This is a genomic window from Siminovitchia fordii DSM 16014 = CIP 108821 (assembly GCF_000374565.1).
GTDB classification, from domain to species: Bacteria; Bacillota; Bacilli; order Bacillales; family Bacillaceae_C; genus Siminovitchia; species Siminovitchia fordii.
The window spans coordinates 35,051-48,587 of record NZ_KB894709.1; the positions used below are offsets into that span (position 1 = coordinate 35,051).

Consider the following 13,537-nt stretch of genomic DNA (forward strand, 5'->3'; position numbering starts at 1 on the left):
ATACGGATGACATTACAAAGAGTTTCATATTCATGTTAAACTTGAAAAACATAATCAACATTGTAACAAAAAGAGGAAAACTAAGAAAGTACACCGTTTCCATTTGCGGGAGGCATGAAAAAATGAACAACTACAGCAAAAACATCTACTTTTTCTATAAACACATCTTTTTTCAAAATGATAAAAAATTATCAGAGAAAGTCGAAGCGTTGCATGAAGCCGCCAGAAATTATGGATTTTCTATTGTAAAGCATGCGGAAAATGCGGATATCATTGCGAGTATTGGAGGGGACGGTACTTTCCTTCAAGCAGTGAGAAGGACAGGTTTCCGCCAGGATGTTGTTTATTTGGGCATAGATGATGATCAATTCCGTGGTCTATATTGCGATTTCCAAATCGACAATTTGCCGGAAATGATCGAAGCCATGAAAATGGATCAAGTAGAAGTGAGAAAATACCCTGTCATTCAAGTCGATATTGACAACGAGACCTCCTTCTATTGTCTGAATGAATTCACTATCCGCTCCGCCATTATCAAAACACTGGTGCTTGATGTATTCATTGACAACCTCCATTTTGAGACATTTCGCGGAGACGGCTTAGTCATTGCCACACCAACAGGCAGTACAGCTTATAATAAGTCGGTTCGGGGAGCTGTCGTCGACCCACTCCTTCCATGTCTCCAGGTAAGTGAAATGGCCTCCTTGAACAGCAACCGCTTCCGGACATTGGGGGCTCCATTTTTATTAAGCAAAGAACGGACGCTTACACTGAAGGTTGCCCAAGAAGGCAACGTTTTCCCCACAATGGGAATGGATAACGAAGCCTTGAGCATCCAGCATGTCAAAGAAGTGAATATTCAACTGAGCGATAAAATAATCAAGACCGTCAAACTTAAAAATAATTCTTTTTGGGAAAAAGTGAAAAGAACATTTCTTTGAGAACTAATCGAGGGCCTTCAATGTACAGGCCATCCAAAAAACGAAACACCTTGATGTCCTAAGGAGCCCAGCTCCTTGAGACATCAAGGGAACTGAGCTAATTAACCTTGAAGACTGGGCATGAAATTAAACAAAGTACTTTCAATGAGAGAGTGGAAGTTAGCTTAAGAGTCCAGCATTCCTGCTCAAAACTAGCCAAGCGTTAAAGAATGTTAGGTGTGACTTCAATAACATTCTTTGTTGGGAGTCGGCCGACGCATGCAGTTCTGTCGCCTCAGCTGCACTAGGACATCCTATCACTTAGGCATTCTATCTTCTTAACTATAAAAGGGCTCTTCCCAATACACCGTTTAAGCAATCTTATCCCGCTGTTTGGAATGTAAACTGGACCACTTGATTGTGGAAAGGGAAACAACCAACAGTGCTCCCCATATAAAGGTGAATGCAATGAGTCTGGTGGTCCCAAATGGCTCGTGGTATAAAAATATTCCGAGCAACAGCATGATTGTCGGTGCAATATATTGTAAAAACCCTATTAAATAAAGTGGCACCTTTTGGACTCCCTTGGCAAAGAACAGCAGAGGCAAGGCAGTTGCCACTCCCGAAGCAATCACGAGAACATCTGTTTTCAAGTCTCCCGAAAAAGAAACATGGGTACCCTTTATCGTAATGATAATGATATAAATAAGAGCAATTGGTGTGACAACCATTGTCTCCAAAGTTAATCCGATGGAAGAATCAAACGGGAGCACTTTTTTGATCAGGCCGTATAAACCGAACGACAAAGCAAGTGCAAATGAAATCCACGGAAATTGCCCATAGGAAACCGTAAGAAAAAGCACACCGGTCAAAGCGAGAAAAAATCCGATGATATGAGTGCGCATCAGCTTTTCTTTTAGAACAAACACTCCCAGCACGATACTGATCAGTGGATTGATATAATACCCAAGACTTGTCTCAATTATTTTTCCTGCGTGCACGGACCAAATAAAAATAAGCCAATTGATACTAATCAGAATGGAGACTGCAATTAGGGCAAACCTTGCCCTTGGGTTTTCAGCCATTTGCCTTAAGCTGCTTTTGAAGGAGATTGTCTTTTTTCCGATGATGATAAGGGCCAACATAAACCAGAATGACCAGAAAATCCGGTGTGCCAATACTTCACCAGGTGGTACATGATCAAGAGCTTTCCAATATATCGGTAAGAAGCCCCATAGCAAATAAGCGGAAGCGCCATTCATAACCCCTTCATATTTATTTTTCATTGCAACTGCCTCCTACTATTTAGATTCCCGAAATAATTCCATTATATAAAAAATAAACGGAAGTTACTACACAAAAAAAGAAGTGCTTTGTTTGTTTATAAACACAGTTCCACACCAACACCAAGGTAGACAGTTCATTAAAGCTTTAAAGCGGATAAAAGGTTACAAAAAATAAAACTCCCCGAAATTGAAATTCGGGGAGTTATTTAGCCATTATTTATTTAAACCCATTTTTCTTTCCTGTTCCAGTTTCCTAAGTTCAACGCGACGGATTTTACCCGATGCTGTTTTCGGCAGATCAGATACAAATTCGATTTCACGGGGGTATTTATATGGCGCAGTCATTTGTTTGACATGGCCCTGAAGTTCTCTCTTTAAGGATTCTTCATTATCGGTACTTTCCTTCAATACAACAAAGGCTTTAACAATATTCCCTCTAATTTCATCGGGAGCGGCGATAACTGCACATTCCTGTACGGCCGGATGCTTAACCAGGGCATCTTCGACTTCGAATGGGCCGATGGTATATCCTGAACTGATGATAATGTCATCACGCCGCCCTTCGAACCAGAAGTAACCGTCTTCGTCCTTTTTGGCTTTGTCGCCCGTTATATAGTAGTCGCCTCTAAATTGCATTGAAGTCCTTTCAAGGTCTTTGTAATATTTTTTAAACAGTGAAGGAGTATTTTTATGGACAGCGATATCGCCAACCTCTCCGACACCGCAAATACCCCCTTGCTCATTAACAATTTCAACCGTGTTTCCAGGCGTTGGTTTCCCCATGGAGCCGGGCCTCAATTCCATTTCCTTCGTAATACCGACGAGCAATGTATTTTCTGTCTGGCCGTATCCATCCCGTACGTTGATTCCAAAATGGTGTTTGAAAACATCGATGACCTCTCTGTTTAATGGCTCGCCGGCTGAAACGGCGCTGTGCAGATGATCAAGTTTAAAATCATCAAGATTATTAACTTTTGCCATCAGTCTGTATTCTGTTGGCGTACAGCATAATACGTTCACCTTGTATTTATCCATTAAAGACAGGTACTTTTGTGCATCAAATTTTCCATTATATACAAACCCTGTTGCGCCCATGCCAAGAACTGAAAGAAACGGACTCCAGATCCATTTTTGCCACCCTGGACCAGCAGTCGCCCAAACTATATCGTTCTCTTCGATGCATAACCATTTTGCAGCGGCAGTCCTTAGATGGGCGTAACCCCAGCCATGCGTATGAACGACGCCTTTCGGATTGCCAGTTGTTCCAGATGTATAGGATAAAAATGCCGTATCCGTACTTTTCGTTTCAGCCGTTATCAAAGTATCAGCGGCCTTTTCCATCAACTTCTCCAAACAGGTCCAGCCCTCAGCCTCTCCTCCAACCGAAAACTTAATCAAATCTTTTGCATTGTCTGCCAGGTCGACCTGTTCCACATAAGGATAATAGGTGATAACAGCCTTGGCATCGCCATGACTGATCCGGTATTCCAAATCCTTTGTTTTGAGCATTTCGGAACTTGGAATGACAATGATCCCTGTTTTCAACGCAGCGATATAAACTGCATAGGCTTCAATCAGCCGCGGAATCATAATGAGTATAGTATCGCCTTTTTCCAAACCAAAATCGTGGAATATATTCCCAATTTTATTCGCCTGCTTTATGAGCGCCTTATATGTAATCTTTTTCGTTTCCCCATTTTCACCTTCCCAAATGATTGCCGGCCGTTCGGAATGAACAGTATATTTTTCAAACTCGTCGATGATGTTATAATCATCCGGTGCGATTAAATCTTCCCGTTTCATTTATTTTCATCCTCCCCTTGTATGACTATAGTACAAACCATTATACAAAATTATAAGAAAACTTAATATCTATATAGATGGAAAAATTTTTTTACTTTCAAAAATCAAAGAAGCGGGGAATCTGTCCCCGCTTTAAAGCCATTCATATTAAATTTGTTATCTTACTTGTCCACCCATTTGTTGTTGAGCCATTGATACAAGGCGCTTGGTGATTTCACCACCTACAGATCCGTTAGCGCGTGAAGTAGTGTCTGCTCCAAGATTAACTCCAAACTCTTGTGCAATTTCAACTTTCATTTGGTCGATCGCTTGCTCTGCACCAGGAACAAGGATTTGATTGCTGTTGTTGTTTGCCATGTGTTTTCACCTCCTTGTAAGCCTATATTGTGCGAAAACACATGGCATCATTCAATAAAAAGTTGGTAATTCTTCCTAATTTATGGAAGCTAGTAAATTTGTTTAAAAAAGATCAAGATTTTTATCATTTACTGGGTCATTTTCGCCAAGTTTTATGACGAGTGTCTCCGTTTCTTCCACAGCTTTTGCCAGAAGCGGTCCCCAATCAAACTTGCTTTCAAAAGAAACAATTTTATCCGTTTTTGGCCGGGTTTTTGGAGCCGGCGGTGTAAAAATAGTACAGCAGTCTTCATAGGGCCTGTTGGAAATATCCAAAGTATCTATTTCTGTAGCGATTTTAATAATCTCCACTTTGTCCATTGCAATTACAGGGCGAAGAATCGGAGTGTTTGTCACTTCATTGATTGCCAGCATGCTTTCCATCGTTTGGCTCGCCACCTGTCCAAGGCTTTCGCCGTTAAAAATGGCAAGCGCATCATTTTTCTTTCTTATTTCATCCGCAATCCGAAGCATCATTCTTCGGGTGGAAGTCATCGTATATCCTTCAGGAATTTTCTCGTGGATCTTTTCTTGGATCTCGGTAAAAGGGACAATGTGGACTTTGATCCGACCGGAAAATTCTGCGAGCTTCGCAGCAATATCGAGCACCTTTTGTTTCGCTCTTTCACTTGTATATGGAGGGCTGTGAAAATGTACTGCCTCAATGTCCACTCCCCGTTTCATTGCCAAGTACCCTGCAACAGGGCTGTCTATCCCACCGGACAGCATCAACACCCCTTTACCTGATGATCTTGCAGGAAAACCGCCCTGTCCTTGAACAACTTCCCCCGAAACAAACGTTCCCTCTCGTCTTACTTCGACAATAACATTGATATCAGGTTTTTTTACATCAACTGTAATATCTTCTACATTGATTAAAATATGTGAACCAATTTCATAATTCAGTTGCTGAGTATCATATTCAAATGATTTATCAGACCTTCGGGCTGATATTTTAAAAGTTCGTCCCGGAATGTGGGATTGTTCCACAACATGAAGGGCTGCAGCTTTGATTTGATCGAGGTCTTTTTCAGTCCTGATAGCAGGGCTGAAGGATTGAATACCAAACACTTTGGCTAGTTTTTCCTTAACCTGATCATACGGCTCACCATTCAACAGAATATACATCCTGTCATGTAATGTCTCAATTTTTGTCTTCGGGAACCTGCGAAGCATCATCTGGATGTTGTTTTTAAGCTTTCTGACAAAAAATTTACGGTTCCTTCCCTTTAATGTCAGCTCTCCATATCTGATTAAAATTCTGTCATATTTCATTTGTTTCGCCTCATTACTTTATTTAATCGGTCTAAAACTTGTTTGAATGCATGGACCATCTTCTCGGCTTCTTCCAGCGTATTTTCGTAGGAAAGGCTGATTCTGATGGCACCAGTTGCTTCTTCCTCTGGGACTCCCATTGCTCTCAAGGTGCCGCTTGGGGTTTTGTCCTTTGATGAACATGCGCTTGTTGTTGAAATAAAAATCCCTTGTTCTGCAAGCGCGTGAACAATGACTTCACCTTTTAACCCCACAGCTGAAACATTTACAATATGCGGTGCGGCATGATCCCTAGGTGTATTGATTACAAGACCGGGGACTTCTTCCAGCTGATGGATGATATATTTTTTTATTTCCAACAAACTTTCCATGTTGGACTTCCTTTTATTCTCTGCTATCCGGAAAGCCTTGGCCATTGCTACAATACCGCCTGTATTTTCTGTACCGCTCCTTAGACTTTTCTCTTGGTTTCCTCCTGAAATCAGCGGAGCGATTTTTACACCTTTCTTTACAAAAAGAAAACCGCTGCCCTTCAAGCCGTGAAATTTATGTGCGGAAAAGGTGCATAAGTCAATATTAGATCTGTATATATCAAGGGGAACCTTACTCGCTCCCTGAACATTGTCAACATGAAAAAGCACTTTTGGAAAATCTTTTAACCGGCGCCCTACCTCTTCGACGGGCTGAATCGTTCCAACTTCGTTATTCACATGGATCATGGACACAAGAATCGTTTTATCTGTTACTGCACGAATCATATCATCCGAAGACACGCGTCCATCTTTATCTACATCAATATAAGTGATATCAAATCCGAGCATACGAAGCTGTTCGCATGCTTCCGTGACAGCCGGATGCTCTACACTTGTTGTAATAATATGATTGCCCCTGCTGCGATGCATGAGGGCAGTTCCCTTAATCGCAAGATTATTGCCTTCCGAACCGCCCGATGTAAAAATAATTTCATTTGAGTGGACACCGGCCAATTGGGCAATTTGCTCCCGGGCAGTTGTCAGCAACTGCTCCGACTTTCCACCAAGAGCATGGAGGGAAGATGGATTTCCAAAAAATTCCTTATTCACTTGAACAAACGCCTGAAGGACTTCTTCATATGGTTTAGTTGTTGCACTGTTGTCAAAATATATCATTATAAGGTCACCCACTAACCTGTTTCATTAATATAATCAATCATACATAATAACACATGAAGACTCTAATTTAAATAATTGGTGACCGTAAAATTTCTTGAAAAGGGACTTGGCTTGTTCCAACCTCAACCCTTGTTGAGGAAATGATGGAATCCCTATTTTATGGGTGCTTCGACGGACAGGATGTCCTAGTGCAGGCGAAGCGACAGGACGTCGCCGATTGAGCCTGCCGACGGACAGGATGTCCTAGTGCAAGCGAAGCGGCAGGACGTCGCTGGTTGAGCCTGCCGACGGACAGGATGTTTCCAGACCACCGATGCTACATGCCAGTGCTATCTATGGGGCCAGCGACTTACTCCCGTAAAGATCAGACTCCGTCTACTATCAAGGCGTTGGTGATATGTTCCGCAAGAAAAAAGAGCCCTTCATTTCGAAGCGCTCTTTTATCAATATTTTTAAACATGAATTTCTTCATTAAACATCTCTTCGATCTTTTTCAAAGCTCCTGGTTCTACTTTTTCAACCGCAGCAGCGGCTTGTTCAAGGGATGAACGGTATTCGTAATTGCGGAATGCTCTTTCGGCCTTCTCAAGGTCCGCTCTTAAATGAGGATCTTGGCCTCTGTACCTGTTTCCATATTGGATGACCCGTTCAGCAAGGCGGGCATTTTCAATATGTTCCTCCGTTCGGCTGTACAAATGGTCGACTGTATCAGTTGCTTCAAACAAATGACTTTGGACAGATTTCATATTAAGCGGCTTTTCCAGAAGGCTTTTAAAGACATCCTCAATTTGCTCGGAAGCTTGCTCATACAAAGATTCGACATCGCTTGGAAGCCCAGGCATTCTGCTTTTTTGAACAATCCGGGCGATCTCGCTGACTTTCTTTTTTAAAAGTGCAATCTTCTCCCTTGCCTCCAACTCATCCTTTCGCAAGCTTTGCAGGCGTTCCGCAAACAATTGCTGTTTAGTTTCCAATTTCTCCAGCCCGCTTTCGATTTCATTTAATTCCTCACTTAAGGAAGTAAAAGCTGATTGGTCCTCTTGGATCTTCCCTTCAATCAATTCATACCGTCTCGTAAGCTGGCTTAAGCTTTTTTCGAGATCATGCGGTATGTTCAGGTCGTTATCAAACAGTTGATAGCTCTCCTGAACCAGTTCAGTCTCAGATTTAAGTTGTTCGTTCGCTTCTTTCAATCTGTTCAAATAGGCTTCGGTCTTTTCGTTCTTCTGAAGGACATCATGTCTTGCGTAGACTTCCTTTTCCAGAAGGTCATAAAGGAGTTCAATCTGTACCTTCAACTCTTCCAATCCCTCAGCAACTTCATCGACTTCTGTCTGGATCAGGAAATCCCTGTACGTCTTCAGTTCCTTATCCATTTTTTCCATCAAGGTTTCCATTTGGATATGGTCCAAAACGTATCCCTGTTCCAGCATTTCTTTATAACCTAGGAAAAGTTCGTCTTTTTGTGAAGGAATGATTGTTTGGCAGTCCGTGAGCAAATCAGGGATTTTTTCCATCCTGTAAACCAGGCTTTCCAGTTCCTCGGAAAGCGAGACAACTTCCCTGCGTGCCGCAATATAATCGCCATCTTCAGTTAACGTTTCATATTTCGAGATTTTTTCAGCTGCTGAGTTCAACTGTTCTTCCAGTTTCTTTGCCGCTTCACCAAAGGTATGAGACTCTGTAAGCAGGCGTTTTTTGGCCGAACCGTATTTTTCTTTCAAGCTTTCGATATCAGTCCTGCTTTTTTCTTCACTTTCCGTTAATTCTTTTAACTCATCGAGGATTTTTTGAATCTGTTCATTGATACGGGCCAGATCATTTTCAATCTTCATACGGATCTCTTTTACTTTTTTAAAATTGAACTTATCCGTATACTCTTCAGCCTCGAAAAGAAGTTCATCGATATGTGGAAGTTGGACGGTGATAACATCGTCCCACACTTGTCGCCACTTTTCGAACATCTCCTCTGTTTTCCCTGTCATGTTCAACTGTTTTACTTTAGCCAGCGCCTCAACAACAGGCTGGTTCATCGTTTCCATTTTCTTAGCTTCCAGCTGGTCTATTTCTTTATAATATTTTTTCCTCATCATATATCCAATAATGAATATTATTATGATAAAAATGATTGCACTGATGACGAGTTCAACACCATATTTCATTATCTGTCCCCTGCTCCTTCCATCATTCAGCCGAAACATATGTATATCAAACGGTTTTATTAGTCTAGTTATGTCCCTCTATGATACCATGACAACGACAATTTTTGACGCATAAATGCAATTTTTCTATCGTTTTTTTCTTTTATTTCTCAGGAAAAAATAATTTAGGCTATAAATAGAAAAAGCCGCCCTAATTTATGGAGGACAGCATTTATTAAACAGTCTTAATAACCGGAGAAGAAAGATGCTCCATAAACAAAGCGCTCTTTTGAACATTCACGGTAGCTTGAATCCAGTCTATGACCGATTCATAATATTTTTCTATAAAATAAGGGTCTTTCGGATGCATCCCCCAAACCTCACTGACATAATGGCTGTTCAGAAAAGGTGTGGACAGCATTCCCTTCAATTGGATGATCATCATGCTGACAGGCAAAGCTGAATAGTTTTTCCCTAACGCCGCGGATGTTAACGCCTTCAGGTAATATCTCTCTTTCATCAAATAAGAAGAAATGATCTCCCGCGACACTTGCGAGTCAATCGTGATTTCCCTCCAAACGAGCCGGGTAAGCAAATGATTATCACTTTGGAATACAAGGATCTTCCTGATGGCTCTGTGCAGGCAAATTTCTGGATCTTCCCACTCGATCTTCCTTTTTTCTTCGTCCAGTAACGATAAATAGGCTTCGAAAAAACTTACCAGGCATGCCTCCAACAGACCTTGCTTCCCATGGAAATAATATGAAATGTTAGCCGGATTCAATTTTGCCCTTGCTGCAATATCGCGTATTGTCGTTCCATTGAAACCTTTTGTTGTAAATAGTTCTATGGCCGCTTCGATAATGGACTCCTTCGTTTTTCCTCCTTGACCAGACATTGTGGGCCCTCCCTTTTGAAACATAGATCAATCCCTTATGATTAATAGGCACACGACTCGTTCTTTATATAAATAAATTCAGCTTCAAATGGTTGATTTCCTGCGAAAATAACTCGACAGATTTTTGCCTATTTTGCTAAAATCAGTGTGCAATCATCGAGATTTCAAGACATTCTTGACTTTTCTTTTGGCCGGCCCTATAATGTTCTTTGTGTGTAAAATAATTGCAGCCTTGATGAATATTCTGTTGACCGTATTTTGTTCCTCGAGCCATGAGGTGTATCGCGTAACCCGCTGCTGCTAGGGCGAAGGTACATGAAAACAAAATACCCAGCATTGTATTCTCGCAATGGTTTTTATTTTACAACAAAATAAAACCTAAGGAGGAGTCTTCTATGGCTCGTTATACTGGTCCAAGCTGGAAAATTTCCCGCCGTCTCGGAATCTCACTAAGCGGAACTGGTAAAGAATTAGAGAAGCGCCCTTATGCGCCAGGACAACATGGTCCTAACCAACGTAAAAAGCATTCTGAATATGGTCTTCAGTTGCAAGAAAAACAAAAACTCCGTCATATGTACGGTGTGACTGAGCGCCAATTCAAGAACACATTCCTTAAAGCCGGCAAAATGCAAGGTAAACACGGTGTTAACTTCATGATTCTTCTTGAACAACGCCTTGACAACATCGTTTACCGCCTCGGCTTAGCACGTACTCGCCGTCAAGCTCGTCAGCTTGTCAACCACGGTCATATCCTTGTTGATGGACGTCGTGTAGACATTCCATCTTACAAAGTAACTCCTGGTCAAACAGTGAGTGTACGTGAAAAATCAAGAAATCTTGCTATCATCAAAGAATCAGTAGAAGCAACAAACTTTGTTCCTGACTACGTTTCTTTCGATGCAGATAAGCTTGAAGGATCTTTGACTCGCCTTCCTGAGCGTTCAGAGCTTCCAGCAGAAATTAACGAAGCATTCATCGTTGAGTTCTACTCACGTTAGGAAATTCGCTTTGCAAAGCATGGTATTAAAAGCCTTAGAAACCTTGTTACATCAAAGGTTTAGGGCTTTTTTGTTTTTCTTGGCATTGCAAGATAATGCATGAAAATGAACGTATTTGGGGCTAATTTTGGGGCTAATTTGGGGCTGATTAATATTAATCAGTTTAGGCGTATGTAGGGGAATGGATATATTTCAAAAAAACAATGGGTATTCGGATTTTGTGGTGGAAAAGGGCTTATAAGTCTCCCTTTTCCAATTTCTTAATAAGTGTGAAAAAATCGACACCATAGTTTCCTGTTAAAAGTGGTCTGTTACTTCATCCCAATTGAAAGTATCGTATAACATAGCTTTGTTGAAAGCACTGAATGCCACGTGATCCTTAAAAAACGTTTCTAACGGGCTTTTCATCTACACCAACGCTTTCGGCTACTTCCACAAAGGTCTTAGACATGGATTGTTCTTCAATGGAGTCTACCAACCTTTTAGTCATATTACGCTTTTCGTCAATGGATATAAGGCGTTCCCAAAATGTGGAACCACACTCACGACACTTGTAACGTCTACGGTTTACTTGTAAGCCCACTCGCTTTAAACGAATAGGCAAGTCCATGATTAGTTGTTTTCGTAAACTGTGTTTGTACAATTTGTCAAATCCGCATTCGGGACAACGTTCAGTGTTTTGATTGCCTCCACTTTAAACATCATATCGGTTTTATTTTCTTGTGGGGGTTCAACTGTTTTAAGGTCTAGTAGGAATAATAGGTCTGACAAATTGTTCATCTTTTACTACTGGCATTAAGGGATCAAGTATTGATTTCAACAATCACGCCCGATTCAACATAAAGTTCTTTATCTTTTCTTCAGAATCAAACTGACCTTTTATAAGCATTAAGGGGTCATACTAATACCACCTGGGGTTCTATTTAACAATTCAATATGGCCAGACGTGTTGATTATAAATTTCACTTTTAATTCATCAAATGGAATAAGGATACCTATAGAAATAAATTCAACATGTTTTTATTCCACTTTAATATTTTATCCAAATAATTTGGTTGTTCTTCACTTGTTCCAGTAACGAGTCCGTTTTCCCACACAAATGATTCAAGTATTGATTTTACTGCTGTAATTTGCTCTTCAACTTGCTGTTCGTTTATTTCAAACTCATCTATAATCTCTTTACTATATTTTTCTTTATTATTTTTAAGCTGCATGAGAAACTTCCCCGATTCCGTTGCAGTTCCTTCTCCATTTATGAATCGTTCAAAATAGTCCTCATCCATATATTTTTTAGCGAGTGTATAAAAACTTACGTCATTGTCGTTTGAAAGAGGGCTACTATAGTTTTTAAACGGTTTTAAGTCACTGTTATCAATGACAACGTATCCTTTTTCTCGTAGCACATCATTAACACTACAATGTTTAAATAAATTGCGTATCATAAAGTCGATAAAATGATTGAAACCATTGATAAGACGATTAAACATATGGCGGGAGAAATACAAATGACGAATGAAGAGAGGTTTGAGGGAATTAATGTTGGATTCAACAAATTTGAAAAAGAGGCTCGTTGCCGTTGGGGAAATAAATCTATCGATGAGATATACACAAAACTAAAGGATTGTCCAAGATGAACAAAATGATTTACCTTATAGATGGGATATGATCTTCAATAAACTTGCATGGCTTCGTGATCAATGCCCCAAATCCTAAAAGGTACAACCAACAATTAAAGAATGGTATGACTTTTTAAATAAAAACTTTAGTAACTACTCCCTTGATACCTTTTATGGATTAGGTCAACTCTATATTAATGATGAACGTTTCACAAAAAATATAGATCAGTATGGTGAGGGTTTAGCAAAACTCATGATTGAGGCGATGAAGGTCTTTACGAATAATCAAATAAGAGGTGGTAGCAATGAAAATAATAATTGAGGATACCATTGAACAATACGAAAAATTGTTTTCAATGGAAGAAGATAAAGAAAATTTTTATCGGTACTCAATGATGAAGCCCTTTGAAAAGATGTGGAATATGATTAATGTTCCATTAAAGGCTAAGCAACCTAATGGGTATGATGTAATAATGGCTACAAATATGCTTGGTTATCTTAATGTATCAGATACTCAAATTGGAAGACAAGCATTAGAAAGTTTAAAAGAAATTCAGGCTCTTCAAACAGCACATAGCACTTTAAATCATTGTATTAATTTTATTGAAAAAAATAATATAAATATTAATGCTGATGAATTGAGATTTGGTATGTATATAGCTGACCCGAAGAAGCTCGAATTACAAAAAGGTTATTGTGGTTTTGGAGGAATTCCAGGGTTTATTCAAGTATCTATTTACCCAAACTCCTATAATATTCCAATGTATTTGGCAAGTAGAATATGTATGATTTGGCAGTTAAAATTGTAGCTACTTGCCAACATCCCTTTTTTAATGATTGAGTAATGATTCTTTGTGTCGAAAACTTTCTCGATTGAACACCAGTAAATGTGAGTAATGAATTAAGCGATCAATAAACGCTTCCGTCAAGATCGGATCTCCGAATATATGATTCCACTGTCCGAACTGAAGATTTGTCGTAACGATTACACTTCGCCGTTCGTAACACAAATTAAGCACTTGAAATAGGAGCTCAGCTCCTTGCTTATGAAGT

The 13,537-nt window shown here is 40.0% G+C and carries 13 protein-coding genes and 2 pseudogenes; 5 read left to right on the forward strand and 10 right to left on the reverse strand.

All coding sequences use genetic code 11. The annotated features are described in order from the left end of the window. Positions 1-122 precede the first annotated feature (122 nt). On the forward strand, positions 123-941 hold the full coding sequence (locus tag C509_RS0120405; protein ID WP_033370476.1) for an NAD kinase: 819 nt from the start codon (positions 123-125) through the stop codon (positions 939-941). A gap of 350 nt (positions 942-1,291) precedes the next feature. On the opposite strand, the gene rarD is transcribed toward C509_RS0120405, so the two are convergent. The 7 genes from rarD to refZ form a co-directional block, all read right to left on the reverse strand. After that, positions 1,292-2,206 (reverse strand): EamA family transporter RarD, encoded by a 915-nt coding sequence (rarD, locus tag C509_RS0120410; RefSeq protein WP_018708792.1) that lies wholly within the window; start codon positions 2,204-2,206, stop codon positions 1,292-1,294. Between the two features lie 213 nt (positions 2,207-2,419). Beyond that, a complete protein-coding gene (gene mbcS / locus C509_RS0120415; RefSeq protein ID WP_018708793.1) occupies positions 2,420-4,009 on the reverse strand; it encodes an acyl-CoA synthetase MbcS in 1,590 nt (529 codons plus the stop codon). 156 nt (positions 4,010-4,165) lie between these two features. After that, complete coding sequence (locus C509_RS0120420; RefSeq protein ID WP_018708794.1) at positions 4,166-4,366, reverse strand: alpha/beta-type small acid-soluble spore protein; 201 nt, start codon at positions 4,364-4,366, stop codon at positions 4,166-4,168. 102 nt (positions 4,367-4,468) lie between these two features. After that, positions 4,469-5,680 (reverse strand): tRNA uracil 4-sulfurtransferase ThiI, encoded by a 1,212-nt coding sequence (gene thiI, locus C509_RS0120425; protein ID WP_018708795.1) that lies wholly within the window; start codon positions 5,678-5,680, stop codon positions 4,469-4,471. Beyond that, complete coding sequence (locus tag C509_RS0120430) at positions 5,677-6,828, reverse strand: cysteine desulfurase family protein (RefSeq protein WP_018708796.1); 1,152 nt, start codon at positions 6,826-6,828, stop codon at positions 5,677-5,679. Before C509_RS0120430 ends, thiI begins: the two co-directional genes overlap by 4 nt. 455 nt (positions 6,829-7,283) lie before the next feature. Next, positions 7,284-8,993 (reverse strand): septation ring formation regulator EzrA, encoded by a 1,710-nt coding sequence (gene ezrA, locus C509_RS0120440; RefSeq protein ID WP_018708798.1) that lies wholly within the window; start codon positions 8,991-8,993, stop codon positions 7,284-7,286. Positions 8,994-9,207: 214 nt separating this feature from the next. Further along, positions 9,208-9,870 (reverse strand): forespore capture DNA-binding protein RefZ, encoded by a 663-nt coding sequence (gene refZ / locus C509_RS0120445; protein ID WP_018708799.1) that lies wholly within the window; start codon positions 9,868-9,870, stop codon positions 9,208-9,210. Positions 9,871-10,265: 395 nt separating this feature from the next. On the opposite strand from refZ, the gene rpsD reads away from it, so the two are divergent. Further along, a complete protein-coding gene (gene rpsD, locus C509_RS0120450; protein WP_018708800.1) occupies positions 10,266-10,868 on the forward strand; it encodes a 30S ribosomal protein S4 in 603 nt (200 codons plus the stop codon). Between the two features lie 382 nt (positions 10,869-11,250). On the opposite strand, the pseudogene C509_RS25770 reads toward rpsD, so the two are convergent. After that, positions 11,251-11,639, reverse strand: a pseudogene (locus C509_RS25770) (transposase family protein); the annotation flags it as partial. 224 nt (positions 11,640-11,863) lie between these two features. After that, on the reverse strand, positions 11,864-12,355 hold the full coding sequence (locus C509_RS0120455) for a hypothetical protein (protein WP_211214300.1): 492 nt from the start codon (positions 12,353-12,355) through the stop codon (positions 11,864-11,866). An 18-nt stretch (positions 12,356-12,373) separates the two neighbouring features. Between C509_RS0120455 and C509_RS27380 the strand changes: the two genes are divergently transcribed. The 3 genes and pseudogenes from C509_RS27380 to C509_RS24355 all read left to right on the forward strand — a co-directional run. After that, entirely contained in the window at positions 12,374-12,502 is a 129-nt protein-coding gene (locus tag C509_RS27380; RefSeq protein ID WP_018708802.1) for a hypothetical protein, read from the forward strand. A 94-nt stretch (positions 12,503-12,596) separates the two neighbouring features. Then, positions 12,597-12,806 carry a TipAS antibiotic-recognition domain-containing protein gene (locus tag C509_RS27385; protein ID WP_342664529.1) on the forward strand — a complete coding sequence of 70 codons (210 nt, stop codon included), beginning with the start codon at positions 12,597-12,599 and terminating at the stop codon, positions 12,804-12,806. After that, positions 12,790-13,245 (forward strand): annotated as a pseudogene (locus C509_RS24355) (DUF2268 domain-containing putative Zn-dependent protease); the annotation flags it as partial. The gene C509_RS27385 and the pseudogene C509_RS24355, both read left to right, overlap by 17 nt. Positions 13,246-13,314: 69 nt before the next feature. Here the strand turns inward: C509_RS24355 and C509_RS25780 are convergent. Continuing rightward, a partial coding sequence (locus C509_RS25780; RefSeq protein WP_169509275.1) for an ATP-binding protein occupies positions 13,315-13,537 on the reverse strand: 223 nt, incomplete at its 5' end.